At 38.0% G+C, this 19112-nt stretch carries 19 protein-coding genes; 14 read left to right on the top strand and 5 right to left on the bottom strand.

The window, feature by feature from the left end; all coding sequences use genetic code 11:
• The 9 genes from Q0039_RS00600 to Q0039_RS00560 all read left to right on the top strand — a co-directional run.
• Positions 1 to 697 (top strand): DUF2461 domain-containing protein (locus Q0039_RS00600; RefSeq protein ID WP_366520854.1); only part of this gene is annotated, 697 nt, incomplete at its 5' end.
• Between the two features lie 21 nt (positions 698 to 718).
• Entirely contained in the window at positions 719 to 1732 is a 1014-nt protein-coding gene (gene murB / locus Q0039_RS00595; RefSeq protein ID WP_297507446.1) for a UDP-N-acetylmuramate dehydrogenase, read from the top strand.
• 189 nt (positions 1733 to 1921) lie between these two features.
• Positions 1922 to 3031 (top strand): glycosyltransferase, encoded by a 1110-nt coding sequence (locus Q0039_RS00590; RefSeq protein WP_297507444.1) that lies wholly within the window; start codon positions 1922 to 1924, stop codon positions 3029 to 3031.
• Positions 3022 to 3579: a sigma-70 family RNA polymerase sigma factor gene (locus Q0039_RS00585; RefSeq protein ID WP_297507442.1), complete on the top strand. Its 558-nt coding sequence runs from the start codon at positions 3022 to 3024 to the stop codon at positions 3577 to 3579. Before Q0039_RS00590 ends, Q0039_RS00585 begins: the two co-directional genes overlap by 10 nt.
• A gap of 135 nt (positions 3580 to 3714) precedes the next feature.
• The gene (locus tag Q0039_RS00580) at positions 3715 to 4521 is read left to right on the top strand and encodes an energy transducer TonB (RefSeq protein ID WP_297507438.1); all 807 of its coding nucleotides are present in this window, start codon (positions 3715 to 3717) and stop codon (positions 4519 to 4521) included.
• A 77-nt stretch (positions 4522 to 4598) separates the two neighbouring features.
• Complete coding sequence (locus Q0039_RS00575) at positions 4599 to 5843, top strand: MFS transporter (RefSeq protein ID WP_297507436.1); 1245 nt, start codon at positions 4599 to 4601, stop codon at positions 5841 to 5843.
• A gap of 80 nt (positions 5844 to 5923) precedes the next feature.
• Positions 5924 to 6796, top strand: a complete 873-nt coding sequence (gene lipA, locus Q0039_RS00570) for a lipoyl synthase (RefSeq protein ID WP_297507433.1) — start codon at positions 5924 to 5926, stop codon at positions 6794 to 6796.
• 9 nt (positions 6797 to 6805) lie between these two features.
• Complete coding sequence (gene gap, locus Q0039_RS00565) at positions 6806 to 7804, top strand: type I glyceraldehyde-3-phosphate dehydrogenase (RefSeq protein WP_297507430.1); 999 nt, start codon at positions 6806 to 6808, stop codon at positions 7802 to 7804.
• 31 nt (positions 7805 to 7835) lie between these two features.
• Positions 7836 to 10016 carry an ATP-binding protein gene (locus Q0039_RS00560; RefSeq protein WP_297507427.1) on the top strand — a complete coding sequence of 727 codons (2181 nt, stop codon included), beginning with the start codon at positions 7836 to 7838 and terminating at the stop codon, positions 10014 to 10016.
• Here Q0039_RS00560 and Q0039_RS00555 read toward each other — a convergent pair whose 3' ends face one another.
• Together Q0039_RS00555 and lpxK are read right to left on the bottom strand one after the other, a co-directional pair.
• The gene (locus Q0039_RS00555) at positions 10017 to 10829 is read right to left on the bottom strand and encodes a purine-nucleoside phosphorylase (protein ID WP_297507425.1); all 813 of its coding nucleotides are present in this window, start codon (positions 10827 to 10829) and stop codon (positions 10017 to 10019) included.
• Complete coding sequence (gene lpxK, locus Q0039_RS00550; RefSeq protein WP_297507422.1) at positions 10801 to 11832, bottom strand: tetraacyldisaccharide 4'-kinase; 1032 nt, start codon at positions 11830 to 11832, stop codon at positions 10801 to 10803. The genes Q0039_RS00555 and lpxK overlap by 29 nt, the downstream gene beginning before the upstream one ends.
• Before the next feature lie 50 nt (positions 11833 to 11882).
• Between lpxK and Q0039_RS00545 the strand changes: the two genes are divergently transcribed.
• The 5 genes from Q0039_RS00545 to rluF are packed head-to-tail and all read left to right on the top strand — an operon-like array spanning position 11883 to position 16122.
• Positions 11883 to 12449 carry a hypothetical protein gene (locus Q0039_RS00545; RefSeq protein WP_297507419.1) on the top strand — a complete coding sequence of 189 codons (567 nt, stop codon included), beginning with the start codon at positions 11883 to 11885 and terminating at the stop codon, positions 12447 to 12449.
• Between the two features lie 44 nt (positions 12450 to 12493).
• Positions 12494 to 13588, top strand: a complete 1095-nt coding sequence (locus tag Q0039_RS00540; protein ID WP_297507417.1) for a Nif3-like dinuclear metal center hexameric protein — start codon at positions 12494 to 12496, stop codon at positions 13586 to 13588.
• A 3-nt stretch (positions 13589 to 13591) separates the two neighbouring features.
• Positions 13592 to 14371, top strand: coding sequence for a hypothetical protein (locus Q0039_RS00535; protein ID WP_297507414.1), 780 nt, complete (start codon positions 13592 to 13594; stop codon positions 14369 to 14371).
• A gap of 49 nt (positions 14372 to 14420) precedes the next feature.
• Positions 14421 to 15263, top strand: coding sequence for an alpha/beta hydrolase (locus tag Q0039_RS00530; RefSeq protein ID WP_366520853.1), 843 nt, complete (start codon positions 14421 to 14423; stop codon positions 15261 to 15263).
• Between the two features lie 28 nt (positions 15264 to 15291).
• A complete protein-coding gene (rluF, locus tag Q0039_RS00525) occupies positions 15292 to 16122 on the top strand; it encodes a 23S rRNA pseudouridine(2604) synthase RluF (RefSeq protein WP_297507411.1) in 831 nt (276 codons plus the stop codon).
• A gap of 72 nt (positions 16123 to 16194) precedes the next feature.
• Here the strand turns inward: rluF and Q0039_RS00520 are convergent, their stop codons facing one another.
• The 3 genes from Q0039_RS00520 to ffh form a co-directional block, all read right to left on the bottom strand.
• Positions 16195 to 16683, bottom strand: a complete 489-nt coding sequence (locus Q0039_RS00520; RefSeq protein WP_297507409.1) for a GNAT family N-acetyltransferase — start codon at positions 16681 to 16683, stop codon at positions 16195 to 16197.
• Positions 16683 to 17564 (bottom strand): tetrahydrofolate dehydrogenase/cyclohydrolase catalytic domain-containing protein, encoded by an 882-nt coding sequence (locus Q0039_RS00515; protein ID WP_297507407.1) that lies wholly within the window; start codon positions 17562 to 17564, stop codon positions 16683 to 16685. Before Q0039_RS00515 ends, Q0039_RS00520 begins: the two co-directional genes overlap by 1 nt.
• Before the next feature lie 76 nt (positions 17565 to 17640).
• Entirely contained in the window at positions 17641 to 18990 is a 1350-nt protein-coding gene (gene ffh / locus Q0039_RS00510; protein ID WP_297507405.1) for a signal recognition particle protein, read from the bottom strand.
• Positions 18991 to 19112 lie beyond the last annotated feature (122 nt).

The following is a 19112-nucleotide window of genomic DNA, read 5'->3' as shown; positions in this document are numbered from 1 at the left end:
GAAATCAAAAAACAATTGTAAGATGCATGCAAAGGAAGCTTTTCAGTTTTTGGAAGAACTCAAAGAAAACAACAATACCGAATGGTTTCACAGTCAGAAAAAACGGTATGAAGATTATAAAAAGTTTTACCATGGGTTGATTGCAGCCGTTTTGTCCGAATTAAAAAAATGGGATCCAACGCTCGAACCCTTAGAACCCAAACATTGTACATTTCGCATTAATCGGGATATCCGATTTTCTAAAGATAAATCACCCTACAAAACAAATATGGGCATGTGGTTTACCCAAAATAAAAACCATAAAAACAGTCCGGGGTATTATATTCACTACGAAAAAGGCGCTTCATTTATCGCTGGTGGTGTATGGTGTCCAGAACCCGATCAGTTAAAAAAAATACGTAAAGAAATTGAATTTTTTTACGAAGATTTGGAAGCAATTGTTACTGCTAAAGCATTTTCAGATACGTTTCAAACCCTTACCCGTGAAGAAGGAAATGTACTCAAAAAAGCCCCAAAGGATGTAGATCCGAATCATCCGGCAATTGAATTTTTAAAATTAAAAAGTTTTACAGCAGCCTTTCCAATCCAAGATAATGCCTTTGACGATCCTGATTTTCATACCAAAATTGCACAGCAATTAGCCGTATTAAAACCGTTTAATGATTTTTTGCGTCGGGGCTTAACAACCGAAGATTAACAAACAGAAATTCCGTATGCGATGAATATTCATTCTAATTTTTCACTTAAAAATTACAACACCTTTGGCATCGATGTAAAAGCGCGGCAATTTATTGCTGTCGATTCTGTGGACGCTTTAGAAGCCGTTTTGCGTAAATATCCCCATGAAAAAAAATTTATTTTGGGTGGCGGAAGCAACATGTTGCTCACCCAAGATATTGATGCGTTGGTAATCCATGTTGCAATCAAAGGGATAACCGTAATTCAAGAAGACGAAAATTATGTTTGGGTGCAGGCAATGGCAGGTGAAAATTGGCATGAATTTGTATTGTGGACTATCGAACAAAATTTTGGTGGCCTTGAAAACATGTCATTAATACCGGGGAATGTAGGAACAACTCCAGTTCAAAATATTGGCGCTTATGGTGCCGAAATCAAAGACACTTTTGTGCAATGCAGTACCATTGCTATCGATGGTTTAACAACCCCTATTTTTTCATTAGAAGCGTGTAAGTTTGGCTACCGCGAAAGCATTTTCAAACAAGAGCTGAAAGGGCAATACATCATTACCTCGGTTGTCTTTAAATTAACCAAACACCAGCACGCGATTAACAGCAATTATGGTGATATCAAGGCCGAATTGGCAAAGCACGGAATTCAACATCCTACAATTAAGGATATCAGCAATGCTGTAATTGCAATCCGACAAAGCAAATTACCCGACCCGAAAGAATTGGGCAATAGCGGAAGTTTTTTTAAAAATCCGGTTATTACTCGTGAACACTTCGAAAAAGTACGAGAACAGTTTCCAGATATCAAGTATTTTGAAGTCTCCCCTACCGAAGTGAAAGTCCCTGCCGGTTGGTTAATTGAACATGCCGGTTTAAAAGGATTTCGAGAAGGCGATGCAGGTGTTCACAAAAACCAAGCACTAGTCATTGTCAACTATGGGAATGCTTCAGGAACCGAATTGGTCAACTTGTCCAAGCGGGTTCAAAAAACTGTATACGACAAATACGGTATAGCAATCGAAGCGGAAGTGAATATTATTTGATAATTACTAAAACAACTGCTCAGCACTATCTTTGGGTTTCAATGCGATTTATTTTACTTTAATGAAAACCTAAAGTAGTTAAATACAAACTTAGTGATGATAATAATCAATTATCTTTTATCAAAATCTACCTTGATTATTGCCCAGAGAATCCCTACCTTTGCCAACGTTTTTTAACGAAAAAAAACTATGGTTCTATTTGTACTTTTTTGCTTATTTATTGCCGTTGTAATTTTGCAATTCTTGTATTACGTGGTTTTCTTTGGTAAATTTTCCTTCAACAAAGCCCAAAAAGGCACACCTAAACGAATTCCCATTTCGGTAATTGTTTGTGCTAAAAATGAAGCAGAAAACATTCAAAAACTTGTACCGCTTCTAGCTGAACAAGATTATCCCGACTATGAAATCGTATTGATTGATGATGCCTCAAGCGATGAAACAATAGACCTATTTGAAGCCTTTGAGAAGCAATACGCCCATGTCAAATTGGTCAAAGTAGAAAACAATGAAGCTTTTTGGGGCAATAAAAAATTTGCACTTACGCTAGGAATCAAAGCCGCAAAACACGAATACCTTTTATTTACTGATGCCGATTGTTACCCAACATCCAATCAATGGATAAAAGAAATGACAGGACATTTTACACAACAAAAAACAATTGTTCTTGGCTACGGTGCTTATGAAAAAAGCAAAGGTTCGTTTTTAAATAAAATCATTCGTTTTGAAACCTTATTAACCGCCACACAATATTTTGCTTGGGCAAAATTGGGCAAACCCTATATGGGAGTAGGTCGAAATATGGCGTACAAAAAAGAGGAGTTTTTTCGGGTGCGCGGATTTATGGATCACATGAAATTGCGTTCGGGTGATGATGATCTATTCATCAATCAAGCCGGCAATGGAACAAACACTACCGTGTGTTACACTCCAGAAAGCTTTACGTATTCAGCACCGAAAACAACCTACAAAGCATGGTTTAATCAAAAGCGGCGACATGTTTCAACAGCACAACATTACAAAGGATTTGATAAGGTTCAGTTGGGACTTTTTTACATGACCCAATTGCTGTTTTTAATTTTACCCATTATCCTCCTTGCCTTTCACTACCAATGGATTATCGTATGTAGCATTTTGGGATTCCGCTACTTGTTTTCATGGATAACTTTAGGCATGGCTGCCGGAAAACTAAAAGAAAAGGATGTCATGTATTTCTATCCTGTGATTGAAATCGTTTTAATTGTGTCCCAATTGAATGTATCCCTCACCAATTTATTTTCGAAACCAGTCCATTGGAAATAATCTTCTATATTGAAAAAGCAAAAAAAGGAGACCAAATTGCGTTTACCTTTCTTCTCGACCATTATTGGAATGAGGTTTATGGTTTTATCTTAAATCGAACCGAAAATGAAACGGATGCCGAAGATATTACCATTGAAACCTTTGCCAAAGCTTTTGATAAAATCGCCACTTATAAAAACGAATTTCAATTTAATACTTGGTTAATTGCTATTGCCAAAAATGTACATATCGACCTGCTACGCAAACGAAAATCATCTTTATTTGTGTCCAGCACTACAGAAGAAAACCAACAAGCTTACAAAGTCGCCGACACTTCCCCTTCGGTAGAAGACGAATTAATTAAGGAACAAAATTTATCGCGATTACTGCTATACATTAAAGAATTAAAACCCCATTACCAAGAAATTATTCAATTGCGTTATTTTCAAGAATTGAGCTACCAAGAAATTGCCAATCAAGTAAATGAACCTTTAAGTAACGTGAAAATCAAACTGCTTCGCGCTAAAAAATTATTGGCAGAAATCATTCAAAAACGCGCTTCTTTTTAAAATTTTATTTTTTATTTTCTTTCTTTTGATTTGTGCTGCAATTTTTGCTGCCGCATTTGCGTTATTATGGTGTTAACCCTTTTAAAATGATATTGCCTATGCACTAATGATACTTTAACTTAAAACCATAGTATTATGAATCGCGTAAGTATCTTTGAAAAAAAATGGCTTGATGTCATTTTTGAAGGCAAAAACCAAAAATACGGGGCCTACCAATTGCGTCGTGAAAATGAAAAAACAACATTAATCGCTTTTTTTACGGGCATCGGACTACTCGCGGCAAGTGTTTTTTTATTGAGTGCTTTTACGGTAAAGCCCGAACCTGTTGTAATTCCACCCGTAATTACCGATCCCCTTCGCGTTGTTGATGTAATCCTTCCAAAGGAACCCAATGTACCGAAAGGCAGTCCAGCTCCTAAGACTTTGGAAAATCCAGTAAAATTGTACAAACCTGTACCACCCGCACTTGTGCCTGTAGAACCCGAACCTATAGCCCCTGTGGTTGAACCCACTACCGGACCCTATAACGGAACCGGTACTCAAGGTACACCCAGCGGAATTCCAGGGGCATCCAACACCGGTGGTAGTACTACCGGGACAACACTTCCTGAACTTCCGAGTACTGCAATAGAAAATTCAGCAACGTTGGATGTACAACCCGAATTTCCGGGAGGATTGGAACGTTTTTACCACGAGATTAAAACCCAATTCAATCCCGAAGCTGTTGGAGAGGACAACCATGTGCGGAAAGTATTTGTTTCGTTTGTGATTGAGCGAAATGGAGTAATGACCGATATTCAAATTTTGCGCAATGCAGATCAAGATGTTGATCGTGAGGCTATTCGCGTATTAAATTCGATCAAAATCAAATGGAAAGCAGGTGTGAAAAACGGCCAAGCGGTTCGATCCCGTTTCACTATTCCGATTACCGTAAATAATTAAGTTTTTAATCCGAACAACCAACCGTAGTTTTTCGCTACGGTTTTTTTGTTATTTTTAGCCATCTAAACCGTATTGATATGAAGCAATTCACGCCACAGGAAAAATGGAAACATTTAGTAAGTTTTCCTGTTATTATTGCTGCCTTAGGCTATTTTGTTGACATTTATGACCTATTGCTTTTTGGAATTGTACGGGTTCCGAGTCTTACCGAATTGGGAATGGATGTCGACACGGTAGGCACACAAATTATCAACTACCAAATGACTGGTCTATTACTGGGTGGGATACTTTGGGGGATTTTTGGGGATAAAAAAGGGCGACTTTCGGTGCTTTTTGGATCTATAGTGGTTTATTCATTGGCCAATATTGCGTGTGGTTTTTTACCGCAAATGCATTTTATGGACCAGGCGACTTTATATGCAGTGTTGCGTTTTATTGCTGGAATTGGTTTGGCAGGTGAATTGGGAGCAGGAATTACCCTTGTATCTGAAAGTTTACCCAAAGAATTGCGCGCTTTGGGCACATCTTTGGTAGCTGGATTTGGATTATTAGGAGCCGTTGTAGCGCAACTTACGGTACAAATGGCGGACAATTGGACTACCGCCTATTTTATAGGAGGTATACTTGGATTGCTACTTTTAGTTTTACGCATACGAGTTACAGAAAGCGGTATTTACAAAGATCTTGAAAAGAATACAGGTATTGCAAAAGGCAATTTTCTCTCTTTATTTACCAATAAAGTACGCTGCATAAAATACCTTAAATGTATTGCCATTGGTTTGCCAACTTGGTATTGTATTGGAATATTAGCAATGATGGCCAATCAATTTGCGCCCGAAATGGGAATTACAACTATTGTTCCGGGTAAAGCTATCATGTGGGGCTATGTGGGTATATCCGTGGGTGATTTTGCCAGTGGCTTTATTTCGCATGCCTTACATTCGCGCAAAAAAGCAATTTTATATATGATGCTGTTTACCATTGTAGGGGTGGTATGGATGCTTTTCGGAGGTGCTAATTCAGAAAATAGTTACTACTTTTTTTGCGCATGGCTCGGACTAGGCACAGGCTACTGGGCAATGTTTGTCACCGTGGCTGCCGAACAATTTGGCACCAATATGCGCAATACCACCACCACCACTGTTCCCAATATGGTTCGGGGATTATTACCGGTTATGCTGCTTCTATTTGACTATTTCAAACAAACGCAAACCGTAATTATGGCTGCACTATGGGTTGGAATCCTTGCTTTTGGTTTAGGAATTTATGCTACACTTACCATACCCGAAACCCACAACAAAGAATTGGACTTTGTCGAGTAACTAACATTTCTTAAAACTTTAACAGAACGCCTTCTTTGTAAAATTTAGATTGTATTTTTGTATTTCTATTTTTATAAAATATGAATTCGGAATCCACTACAATAGTACCCCCTAATGGTAAACCCAAATGGCTCAAGGTAAAATTACCTATTGGTCAAAAATATACCGAACTACGTGGCTTGGTTGACAAATACAAATTAAATACGATTTGTACTTCCGGTAGTTGTCCGAATATGGGGGAATGTTGGGGCGAAGGAACGGCGACGTTTATGATTTTAGGTAATATTTGTACCCGCTCTTGTGGATTCTGCGGCGTGAAAACAGGACGGCCAGAAAATGTAGATTGGGACGAACCGGAAAAGGTAGCGCGATCGATTAAACTTATGGGTATCAAACACGCAGTAATCACTAGTGTGGACCGTGATGACTTAAAAGATATGGGTTCGATTATTTGGCAAGAAACCGTAGAGGCTATTCGTCGGATGAATCCAACCACCACATTAGAAACCTTAATTCCCGATTTTCAAGGAATTCATAGGCATATTGATCGCATTGTAGCCGCTAATCCCGAAGTTGTTTCGCACAATATGGAAACCGTTCGTCGCTTAACACGTGAAGTGCGTATTCAAGCTAAATACGATCGCAGTCTTGAAGTTTTAAACTATTTAAAGGAACAAGGGATTCGCAGAACCAAATCGGGTATCATGTTGGGTTTGGGTGAAACTGAAGCAGAAGTACTGGAAATGATGCGCGATTTACGGAATGTTAATGTTGATATTGTAACCCTTGGTCAGTACTTACAACCCAGCAAAAAACATTTGCCTGTGAAAGAGTTCATTACACCGGAACAATTTGAAAAATACGAGCGTATTGGCAAAGAAATGGGGTTCCGCCATGTTGAAAGTGGGGCTTTGGTTCGATCCAGTTACCACGCTGAAAAACATATTCTTTAATTCTATCTCATGAATAAAATTCGTATTGGCATCAACGGCTACGGTCGTATTGGTCGTAATTTATTTCGCTTACTTTGGAATCACAAAGAAATCGAAGTGGTTGCGATCAATGACATTGCAGATACGGCAACAATGGCGCATCTGACCCAATACGACAGCATTCATGGAAAATTTCCGTTACGGATACAATTTGATAGCACGGGGTTTCAAATAGAAGGAAAAACAATTGCTTTTTTTCATGAAAAAGAAATTCAAAACATTCCTTGGAAATCCATGCAGGTTGATCTTGTGATCGAGGCTACTGGTAAATTTAAAACCTATACCCAAATTGCACAGCATATCGATGCCGGTGCACCAAAGGTGATTCTAACCGCCCCCTCTGAAGAATCCCAAATAAAAACAATAGTGATTGGCGTTAATGAATCCATTTTGGATGGATCGGAAACAGTTATTTCCAATGCCAGCTGCACCACCAACAATGCCGCTCCCATGATTAAGGTAATTGAGGAATTATGTGGTATTGAACAAGCCTATATCACCACGGTCCATTCCTATACAACCGACCAAAGTTTACACGATCAGCCCCATCATGATTTACGCCGTGCACGAGGAGCCGCCCAATCGATTGTTCCAACAACCACAGGTGCTGCCAAAGCGCTAACGAAGATTTTTCCCCAATTAGAAGGAAAAATTGGTGGCTGTGGTATTCGTGTTCCTGTGCCTGATGGATCGCTAACTGATATTACATTTAATGTAAGAAAAAACACGTCTATTGAGGCCATCAATGCCGCCTTTAAAAAAGCAGCCGAAAATGAGCTGCAGGGCTTATTAGATTATACCGAAGATCCTATTGTATCTGTTGATATATTGGGTAATACCCACTCGTGTTTGTTTGATGCGCAACTCACCTCGGTTATCGATAAAATGGTAAAAGTTGTAGGATGGTATGATAATGAAATCGGTTATTCATCGAGATTAGTTGATTTAATTAGGCTTATTTCAAAATAATTACTTATTTTGACTCTTATTTAGGCTTATAATGAAGAAAATACTCATTTTCTTATTGGTTCCTTTTGTGCTATTTGGTCAAAAAAAAACATCAAAATCAATTGACAGTTTAAGCTATTATTTTGAGCAAATCGAATACAATAAAAAAGCCAACAACTACCGGAATTGCCTCTTCTATTCTAAAAAAGCTATTGATTTTTCGCAAAAACAAAATGACGATAAAGCACTGGCTGATGGCTATTACAACTTAGGATTAGTTTATTATGACTTACGCAAACAAGAGGATGCCATCGATGCATTTGTGCGAAGTGTAGCCATCTATTCTACTTTGCCCGTTTCTACAGAACAAGCCATGTGTTATTATTACCTTGGCATGGCTTATATTAAGCAAAAAAATACAACTCTTGCGGAAAAAAATTTAAATCAAGCACAGGTTTTATTTGATAAGTTAATGATTCATAGTGCCATTGCAATGATTAATTTGCAACGGGCAATTATCTACAAGGAACTCGGAAAAACCGATGCGTCTATTGCGCTTTTACAGCAACTAATTGCACAAACAGACACCATTCACACTCGGAAAGTAATTCCCGAAGCGATGTATCATTTGGGAATGATTGAAAAAGACCGAAAACGATACAATTTGGCTTTGAGTTATATGAAACGCGCCTTAAACCGGTGCTCCTACCAACCAGAATTGCAATCGAATATACTTTTGGCTTTGAGTCAGATTAATGAAAAAAACGCCAACATTGAAGCATCGCACCTCTATTTAAAACGCTATGTTGAGATCAAAGACAGTATTGACAATCAATTTCACGCCATGATTGAACCGGTGGATTTTGATTCGTTTAAAAATACCGAAAAAATTAAAAATGCCGAACAATTGGAACGGGAACGCGAAAGTCAGCTGAAAGCAAAAAACTTTTCAAAACTGATTAGTATACTGGCAATTGCTTTGATCTCAATTTTGTCCTTATTGAGTTTATCGTTATACAAAAACAATATTATACGTAATGACTCCAATAAATTATTGCAAGAGAAAAACCGAGAATTAGAATTAGCCAAAGAAAAAGCAGAGAATGCAACAAAAGCGCGTTTGGAATTCCTTTCGACGGTTAGCCATGAATTGCGCACGCCTTTAAATGCAATAAATGGGATCACGCATTTACTTATCGAAGAAGACCCAAAACCCTCTCAAATTGAATATTTGAATTCATTAAAGTTTTCTGGGAATTACCTGCTAACTTTTATTAACGACATCTTAGAGATTAACCGAATAGAATCTGAACATATTTCAGTAGAATTAATTGCTTTTTCAATTCGGTCTCATTTAAAAAACATTCAAAATTCCTTTCGTGAAATTGCGTTGCAGAATCACAATACTTTTGAAATTGAGATTGACGATGCGATTCCTGAAATCGTAATTTGCGACCCAACAAAGCTTTCACAAATTATAATCAATTTAGTGAATAATGCGTTGAAGTTTACAAAAAATGGTCATGTTCGTTTAATTGCAAAAATAGAAGAAGTTCAAGATCAAACAATTCGTATCAATTTTCAAGTGTCCGATAATGGAATTGGAATTCCAGAGGATAAGCAAAGTGAAATTTTTGAAAGTTTTTCCCAAGGTTCAATCGAAATTAATCGCAAATATGGTGGAACAGGGCTTGGTTTGACGATTGTAAAGCGATTAGTCGAACTCTTAGGCGGTACTATAACGTTAAATAGTAAAGTTGGACTCGGATCAACTTTTACCTTTTCGCTTCCTTTTGAAGTGAGTTCGGTTGAAGCAGTTGTTGAACCTGAAGTTACTCCTGAAGAAGTCCATCCAGAAATGGTTATTGAAGGAAAACGCATATTATTGGTTGAAGACAACAAAATCAACCAGATGATTACTCGAAAAATGCTCGAAAATCGCGGAATGCATTGCCGCATTCTTGATAATGGGGAAGATTGCGTTACTTTACTGCGCAAAGAAGCCCAAAATTTTGATTTGGTATTAATGGATGTTCATTTACCCGGAATCAACGGAACTATAGCCACACAACAAATCCGGGAATTTAATACTACAATTCCAATCATTGCATTAACCGCAATTTCTTTAAATGAAAATCGAGAAATGCTCCTCTCATTTGGGATGACCGATGTACTGACAAAACCTTTTGAGCCGGAAAAATTTTACAAAATCATTTCCGATCATCTATTGTAGTTAATAGCGCTGTATCAATTCGCGGATTAGCAATCGAACATCGGGCTCCGCTTTTTGTGCAGCTTTTAACACTTCTTCATGATTTACGCTTTCTATAGCGGCATCATCACCCATATCAGTAATTACCGACAAGCCAAAAACTTCCATATCCATGTGGCGCGCGACAATCACTTCGGGCACAGTAGACATTCCAACACAATCGGCACCCACGGTTTTAACCATCCGGTATTCGGCAAGAGTTTCAAAAGTAGGCCCTTGCAACCCTAAATAAACACCGTCAAGAAGGGTAATTCCGTTTGACAGTGCAATTTCTTTGGCTTTTTGTATCATTTTCACACTATAGGGTTCGCTCATATTGACAAATCGAGGGCCAAATCGTTCATCATTTTTACCCCGCAAAGGATGCTCTGGCATTAAATTAATATGGTCTTTAATACATACTATCGAACCTACATGATAGGCCGGATTTACCCCACCCGCAGCATTAGATACGATTAACTTTGAAATACCCAAATGCTTCATCACCCGAACCGGAAAGGTTACTTGTTGCATTGAGTAACCCTCATAATAATGAAACCGGCCTTGCATCGCAATCACTTTTTTGGTACCAATAGTACCAAATACTAAAGTTCCTTGATGGCCTTGAACAGTTGAAATTGGAAAATTAGGAATCTGTGCATACGGGATAGAAATTTCAATCTGTATATCTTCTGTAAAACTTCCCAATCCAGAACCCAAGATAACGCCATATTCTGGCGTAAATCCCGAAGTCTCTTGAATATATTTAACGGTTTCTTGCACTTGATCCCACATAGTCTTCTATTTGTTGTTGCCATTCTGATGCGCCAGCCAAAAGTTGACTTTGAATGGGTAAATAATATATCGGCGCCGTAATGCCTTTGCCTATCAAACGAACATAATCCTTCTCGGTAGTAAGTATGGGGAGTTGTTGAGCTGTTCGATTAATTTTTTCAATATCCTGTGCAGAAAAATCATGATGATCAGGAAATCGCAATACCGTATCACCTTCCTCTTGAAGTAACGAATAAAATGGCTCGGGTTTTGCAATCCCGGCCAATAGTACTTTGGGCTTTCCTCGAAATATATCTAGATGAAACTGCCCATTAGCATTGTAAACAAATGAATCATAGCATATTGTACTGAAATAAACGGGAATGAAGACACCCAAATCCGCATGAATTTTCTGTTGCTCCAGTTCACTCAAATCGGCCGGACATTTTGTTACAATAATCATATTGGCTCTATTTTTTCCGGAAGTAAATTCACGCAAGGTTCCCGTTGGCAACATCCAATCATTACAAAACAAATCGTTGTAGGCTGTCAGCAAAATATACAATCCAGCATGAACACGCCGGTGTTGAAATGCATCATCGAGTAATACTATCTCTGGCGGAGGTTGACGCAGCACCAATTGATCGATTCCAAAACTGCGATTTGCAGCAACAGCAACGGTAATGTTTGGGAATTTTAGAAACATTTGATACGGCTCATCTCCAATAGCAGCGTCATTTACTGCTATTGAATCCAAATCATTGGCAACAATATACCCTTTTGATGAGCGACCATAGCCTCTGCTTAAAGTAGCCAACCGATAACGCGGTTGCAACAATCGTATTAAGGCTTCAATTTGTGGCGTTTTACCTGTACCGCCAACACTTAGATTGCCAACCGCTATAATGGGCAAATTGTACCGGTAGGATTTAAAAATCCCAATTTGATAACAATAGTTACGCACCGCAGTAATACAGCCATAAAGTAAAGCGAAAGGGAAAAGAAGGTAGCGCAAGATTATCATAGTACGAAAGTAACATTTTTTTATCTTTGAAGAATTCAACACGGTAAAAAATGAAGTCATTTTTCGCAGTTTTAGGAATGCTTTTATCGCTTTGGACCTATGGACAAACCCAAGTGCAAGACAATGCTGCACTATTAAAAATGATATTGACAAAATATTATGCAAATGAAAAACCGGTTGTAAAAAACCGATTGCAATTGCTCTTTTTTTATAGTGAAAAAGCAAACAATACGGTTGAAATTTCTGAAGGATGTAAAGCACATCCCGTTTTGAAAAATTTTTACGCGGAAATCAAAAAGCAAATTCAAATCGAAAACCAGCAAGAAAATTGGAATACAGAATTTCAACTCTTGTTTACGAATCAGCATCAATACCTACAAACGAAAGTACAAACTCCGGTAAGTTTGGAAAAATTTCAAGCGTTGAATCAATCCTTTGGCGAAAATAATCAACGAATGCTCATTGTCAACAAACCCATTTACCTCCCTAACAACTATTGTTTAATCAAAATAGGATTTTATCGAAGTATTGAACATAATAGTGGTAGCTTTGTATTGTTTCAAAAAATTAACGGCGTTTGGCAATGGATCGAAGAATTTAACCGTTGGGAAACGTAATCAAATTTTGCAACTAATCGCTGTGAATAAAAACATCAAATGGAATGAAAATAAAAGAACTACTTCCAATTCTTGAAGAACTCGCACCTACTGCCTATGCAGAGGACTTTGACAATGTTGGCTTACTCGTTGGTAATTTAGAAACCGCAATTTTGGGGATATTGGTTTGCCATGATGCGTTAGAGGGAGTTATCGATGAGGCGATAGCCAAAAAATGCAATTTTGTTGTTTGTTTTCATCCAATCCTTTTTTCTGGATTAAAAAAAATAACGGGTAAAGATTATGTCGAACGTGCTGTCATTAAAGCGATCAAAAATGACATCGCTATTTATGCTGTTCATACGGCTTTAGACAACCATTCACTGGGTGTTAATACCCTAATTGCTAATGCATTGGGATTAATTAACACGAAAGTACTTGTCCCAAAATCTGATCACATTCAAAAATTGACTACCTATGCCCCATTGGAAAATGCAGAAACCATCCGACAAGCGCTTTTTGCAGCAGGTGCCGGTAGTATAGGAAATTATGAACATTGCAGTTTTACATCGACCGGGATTGGTTCCTATCGTGGGAATAAAAATAGTAATCCCGTGCTTGGAGAGCGTCATCAGTACATGGAAACACCCGAAGTAAAAATCGAAGTTACCTATGAAAAGCAGCTTCAAAATAAAATCGTAAACGCCTTATTTTCCAATCACGTTTATGAGGAAGTGGCTTACGAAATCTATTCTTTACAAAACATTCATCAATCGATTGGTTTGGGACGCGTAGGTGCATTGGTCGAACCCATGGCTGAACTAGATTTCCTGCAATTCGTAAAATCAAAATTTAAATGCGGTGGTATTCGGCATTCGGCCTTGTTGGGTAAAAAAATTCAAAAAGTAGCCGTATTAGGAGGATCGGGAAGTTTTGCAATACAGCATGCTTTGCAAGCAGGTGCCGATATTTACCTCACGGCCGATCTAAAATACCATGAGTATTATCAAGCGGAAGGTAAAATAATCCTTGCTGATATTGGTCATTATGAAAGTGAAAGATTTACAAAAAATTATATAGTTGACTTTCTTAAAGAAAAAATTACTAATTTTGCAGTCGTTTTATCAGAAGAAAATACAAACCCGGTTAAGTACTTATAAAATATGGCTACTACAAAAGAAATGAGCGTTGAAGATAAATTAAGAGCGCTATATGATTTACAATTAATCGATTCTCGAATTGACGAAATTAGAAGTGTTCGTGGCGAATTACCGCTAGAAGTAGAAGATTTGGAAGACGAGGTTGCCGGATTAACAATACGTTTGGAAAAACTTCAATTGGATTTGGTTCAAATTGAAGACAATATCAAAGCAAAAAAGAGTGCTATTGAAGAGCATCAAGTTGCTATAAAAAAGTACACCGATCAGCAAAAAGAAGTTCGTAATAACCGCGAATACAATGCGTTGACAAAAGAAGTAGAATACCAAGAATTGGAAATTCAATTGGCTGAAAAACAAATTAAAGAGTTAAAAGCCTCTATTGACTTCAAGAAAGATACTATTGCACAAAGCAAAGAAAAATTAGACCAAAAGTCAACCCATTTAAAACACAAAAAATCGGAGTTGAATGATATCATGGCAGAAACGCAAAAAGAAGAAAACTTTTTGATTGCCAAAAGTGAAGAATACCGCAAAGGAATCGAATCGCGTTTATTAATGGCTTATGACCGTATCCGTAAAAGTGTTCGTAACGGTTTAGCCGTAGTTTCAATCGAGCGTGGTGCATCGGTAGGATCTTTTTTTACAATACCACCACAAACGCAAGTTGAAATTGCTTCTCGCAAGAAAATCATCACCGATGAGCATTCGGGTCGAATTTTAGTAGATAACGTTCTTGCGCAAGAAGAACGCGACAAAATGGATCAAATGTTTGCATCAATCTAATACGAAGCCACCGTAAAGGTGGCTTTTTCATTCCCAAAAAATCCTGCGTTTGAAAAAATTTCGCGACTATTTAATTGTAAAATCCGTTGGGCTGTATATCAACCTAATGAGCTTTCTCTACCCCAAATATGCTTTTGAGTTAGCCTATCGGTTATTTAGTTCTCCTCGAAAAGGCAAAATTAAACCCAATAAAATCCCAACAACTTTACAACAAGCACAAGCTATACAGCACAACTTAACAAAGCATACCATTCAAACGTATATTTGGAAAGGCAATGACGAGGTGGTATTATTGGTTCATGGTTGGGAAAGCAATGCGAGTCGCTGGAAAAAACTGCTAAAACATTTACTTAAAACCGGTAAAACCATCATTGCTATTGACGGTCCGGCTCACGGACAAAGCAGCGGCACTGAATTCAATGTTCCTTTATACGCTTCGTTTATCGATGCAATTGCAGTGGTATACAAACCTTCTATCCTAATTGGACATTCTGTTGGAGGCAATGCCATAACTTATTATCAAAAGCATTATCCCCACGAAATAAAAAAAATGGTATTGTTGGGAGCGCCATCAGATTTTACGATTATTTTAAAAAACTATGTTGCGCTTTTAAGTTTGAACACCAAAGTATATCGCTTTTTAAAAAGCTATACCCAAAGTCGTTTTGAGATTGCAATTGACGATTTTTCAGCAGCACAATTTATTGCCAACAGCACCCTTACGGGAATGATTATTCATGACCAAGATGACCAAGTGGTTTTGTGGGAAGAGAGTCAGAAAATTGCTTCGGCTTGGCCTAATGCAATCTGGATTACAACACGTGGATTAGGACATAGCTTGCATGATACTGCACTGTATCAACAACTTGTTGAATTTGTAAATCGACCCTAATTCCGATGTAACTATTATCTTTGCACCCATGACACGTTTAAACAAATACTTATCCGAATCGGGATTTTGTTCCCGTCGCGAGGCCGATAAGCTAATCGAGCAAGGTCGTGTAACGGTAAATGGTGTCGTTCCAGAAATCGGTACAAAAGTTGGAGATACGGATCGTATTTGTGTTGATGGTCAACCGGTAGTCCAAAGTACCGAAAAACGAATTTATTTGGCGTTTCATAAACCCGTTGGGATTGAATGTACTACAAATACTGCCGTAAAAAACAATATTGTAGATTACCTCAACTATCCGGAACGTATTTTCCCGATTGGTCGTCTAGACAAAGCAAGTGAAGGGTTACTTTTGATGACCAACGACGGTGATATTGTAAATAAAATTTTGCGCGCGCGCAACAACCACGAAAAAGAATACATCGTTACTGTCAATAAGCCTATTACCGACCGATTCATTCAGCGAATGGGGAATGGCGTACCTATTTTGGATACGGTTACCCGTAAATGCAAAGTAGAACCCATTAGCCGCTATATTTTTCGTATCACATTGACTCAAGGATTAAACCGCCAAATTCGACGGATGTGCGACTATTTAGATTATGAGGTTACTGCATTAAAACGGATTCGTATAATCAATATTCAATTGGATATACCTGTTGGAAAATATAGGGATTTAACGAAAAAAGAACTCCAACAATTGGACCAATTAATTGCTCCTTCTAGCAAAACAGAGGAAGCAAGTGACTTGAAAGGCGAACCTATATCAGAATCCAAATCCACCCCCAAACCTAACCCCACTGAAAATAAAAACAAATTTCGTATCGTTACCCATTTTAAAGGGAAACCCAAATCTTAAATTTCTACTGTAGTGGGATTTATTTCTGCACATTAAAATGCGCTGCTAGGAAATTTCTAAAACAAATGCTTACTAGAGATTTATCTCCATAATATAATCTTCCATAAAGTAACCATTACCAATGGCAATATCAACGGTATCTGTAATTTCAAATCCTATTTTTCTATAAAATTGAATCGCTTTATTGAATCGGTTGACATTTAAAATAAATTGTAATTGCCCGGCTTCTTTTGCTTGCTGCATACAAAATTCCATGAAAAATTTACCATAGCCTTGGTTTTGAAGCGCTGTTTGCAAATACAACTTATGGAGTTTCGCTTGACGGGGTTTCGCATCAAATTCTAATGCGGCAAATCCAATTGTAGTTCCCTCTACTTCTAAAAGATAAAACTGTTGCCCATTTGACTGCTGTAGTGATAACGCATCAGGAGTATAAAACAAATCCAACATGTATTGCAATTGTTTCTGCGATAAAATTTCGGCATAAGCTGTCGGCCAAATCTGATGAGCCAAGGCTTGTATCGTTAAAAAATCGGATGAAGTTGCCCGACGAATCTGCATTATTTCAACCGTTTTTGTTCGCGCGCCAACAACGTATTTTTTAATAACATGGCAATAGTCATCGGACCTACACCGCCGGGAACCGGAGTAATATAGGATGCTTTTTTGGAAACGTTCTCAAAATCAACATCGCCTACAATTCGGTATCCTTTGGGTTCGGTTTCATCGGCAATACGCGTAATTCCAACATCTATAACGACCACATCATCTTTCACCATTTCTGCTTTTAGATAATTAGGAACCCCCAAAGCCGTGATGATAATATCGGCTTGCGTTGTAATTTGATTGATGTTTTTGGTATGGCTATGGGTCAATGTTACGGTTGAATTCCCCGGAAAATGATTACGGCCCATCAAAATACTCATGGGTCGACCTACAATATGACTTCGACCGATGACTACGGTATGTTTCCCTTTAGTTTCAACTTGATAGCGTTCCAATAATTCGAGAATTCCAAAAGGTGTTGCCGGAATAAACGTACTCATATCTAAAGCCATTTTACCAAAATTTTCTGGATGAAAACCATCAACATCTTTACTTGGATCGATTGACATTAACACATGTTGGGTATCGATTTGTTTGGGTAAGGGTAATTGAACAATAAAACCATCAATAGCTGGATCTTCATTCAACACTTTAATTTTTTTCAAGAGTTCTGTTTCCGATGTTGTACTGGGCATACGAATTAAGGTAGATTCAAAACCGACACGTTCACAGGCTTTTACTTTACTGCTGACATATGTCATACTTGCGCCGTCATTACCTACTATAATCGCAGCCAAATGGGGTACTTTTTCACCGTTATCGCGCATTTTTTGAACCTCTGCTGCAATTTCGTTTTTAATGTCTTCTGAAACCTTTTTTCCGTCTAAAATGATCATTATGTTGTGTTTAAAGCTTTATTCTGAATAAAAAAAGGTCTGAAACTTCTTTTCGAATTTCAAACCTTAGTTCCAATTATTGCATTCCGCCGGGCATACCTTTCATACCGCCCATCATTCGCATCAAATTTTTTCCTCCGGGACCTTGCATCATTTTCATCATCTTACTCATTTGGTCAAATTGTTTAAGAAGTTGGTTTACCTCTTCTACTTTTCGCCCCGAACCTTTAGCGATACGTGTTTTACGTTTCATATCAAGTAGTGCGGGTTTGCTTCGCTCTTTGGGTGTCATAGAAAAGATGATTGCTTCAATATGTTTAAAGGCATCGTCTTCGATTTCGACATCTTTTAACGCTTTACCTGCGCCAGGAATCATGCCTACCAAATCTTTCATATTACCCATTTTCTTAATCTGTTGTATTTGGGCTAAGAAATCGTCAAAACCAAATTCGTTTTTTGCGATTTTCTTTTGAAGCTTTCGCGCTTCTTCTTCATTATATTGTTCTTGCGCACGCTCTACCAACGAAACCACATCACCCATTCCCAAAATACGATCGGCCATACGGGACGGATAAAACACATCAATAGCCTCCATTTTTTCACCGGTACCGATAAACTTAATGGGTTTATTTACAACCGATTTTATCGATAGTGCAGCACCTCCTCGGGTATCACCATCTAACTTTGTTAATACAACACCATCAAAATTAAGGCGGTCATTAAATGCTTTTGCAGTATTCACGGCATCTTGACCGGTCATCGAATCGACAACAAACAAGGTTTCTTGCGGTTGAATCGCTCGGTGCACATTGGCAATCTCGTTCATCATTTCTTCATCGACAGCCAATCGACCTGCCGTATCGACAATGACAACATTAAATCCATTTGAACGCGCATATTGAACCGCTTTTTGTGCAATTTCAACCGCATTCTTATTCTCAGGCTCTGAATATACTTCTACTCCTATTTGTTCCCCTACAACATGCAACTGATTGATAGCTGCCGGACGGTAAATATCACATGCAACCAATAAGGGTTTTTTATTCTTTTTTGTTTTTAAATAATTCGCCAGTTTACCCGAAAATGTTGTTTTCCCGGACCCTTGTAATCCCGACATTAAAATTACAGTAGGTGCACCGGAAAGATTAATTCCCGTGGCATCGCCCCCCATTAATTCGGTCAATTCATCTTTTACGATTTTGACCATTAATTGGCCCGGTTGCAATGTAGTTAATACATCTTGACCCAAAGCTTTGTCTTTTACTTTAGTCGTAAAATCTTTGGCAATTTTAAAATTGACGTCGGCATCCAGCAAGGCACGACGCACTTCTTTCAAGGTTTCGGCAACATTGATTTCGGTAATTTTGCCATGTCCCTTGAGGATATGGAATGCTTTATCGAGTTTATCGCTTAAATTTTGAAACATAAAATAGATGCTAAAAAATGAAGTGCAAAGATACAAATTAACCCTATGTGAATCCAATAGAATTCAAATAAAAAACCGACTCTAAAAAAGCGTCGGTTGCTATTAAAAATACGTTAAACTAA

The sequence above is a fragment of the Flavobacterium sp. genome, from assembly GCF_027484945.1.
Lineage (GTDB): Bacteria > Bacteroidota > Bacteroidia > Flavobacteriales > Flavobacteriaceae > Flavobacterium.
This window is presented reverse-complemented; position numbering and strand designations above follow the sequence as displayed.

Coding starts and splice junctions, on each gene's coding strand:
- murB (WP_297507446.1), top strand. CDS start 719: ATGAATATTCATTCTAATTTTTCACTTAAAAATTACAACACCTTTGGC.
- Q0039_RS00590 (WP_297507444.1), top strand. CDS start 1,922: ATGGTTCTATTTGTACTTTTTTGCTTATTTATTGCCGTTGTAATTTTG.
- Q0039_RS00580 (WP_297507438.1), top strand. CDS start 3,715: ATGAATCGCGTAAGTATCTTTGAAAAAAAATGGCTTGATGTCATTTTT.
- Q0039_RS00575 (WP_297507436.1), top strand. CDS start 4,599: ATGAAGCAATTCACGCCACAGGAAAAATGGAAACATTTAGTAAGTTTT.
- lipA (WP_297507433.1), top strand. CDS start 5,924: ATGAATTCGGAATCCACTACAATAGTACCCCCTAATGGTAAACCCAAA.
- gap (WP_297507430.1), top strand. CDS start 6,806: ATGAATAAAATTCGTATTGGCATCAACGGCTACGGTCGTATTGGTCGT.
- Q0039_RS00560 (WP_297507427.1), top strand. CDS start 7,836: ATGAAGAAAATACTCATTTTCTTATTGGTTCCTTTTGTGCTATTTGGT.
- Q0039_RS00555 (WP_297507425.1), bottom strand. CDS start 10,829: ATGTGGGATCAAGTGCAAGAAACCGTTAAATATATTCAAGAGACTTCG.
- lpxK (WP_297507422.1), bottom strand. CDS start 11,832: ATGATAATCTTGCGCTACCTTCTTTTCCCTTTCGCTTTACTTTATGGC.
- Q0039_RS00545 (WP_297507419.1), top strand. CDS start 11,883: ATGAAGTCATTTTTCGCAGTTTTAGGAATGCTTTTATCGCTTTGGACC.
- Q0039_RS00540 (WP_297507417.1), top strand. CDS start 12,494: ATGAAAATAAAAGAACTACTTCCAATTCTTGAAGAACTCGCACCTACT.
- Q0039_RS00535 (WP_297507414.1), top strand. CDS start 13,592: ATGGCTACTACAAAAGAAATGAGCGTTGAAGATAAATTAAGAGCGCTA.
- rluF (WP_297507411.1), top strand. CDS start 15,292: ATGACACGTTTAAACAAATACTTATCCGAATCGGGATTTTGTTCCCGT.
- Q0039_RS00520 (WP_297507409.1), bottom strand. CDS start 16,683: ATGCAGATTCGTCGGGCAACTTCATCCGATTTTTTAACGATACAAGCC.
- Q0039_RS00515 (WP_297507407.1), bottom strand. CDS start 17,564: ATGATCATTTTAGACGGAAAAAAGGTTTCAGAAGACATTAAAAACGAA.
- ffh (WP_297507405.1), bottom strand. CDS start 18,990: ATGTTTCAAAATTTAAGCGATAAACTCGATAAAGCATTCCATATCCTC.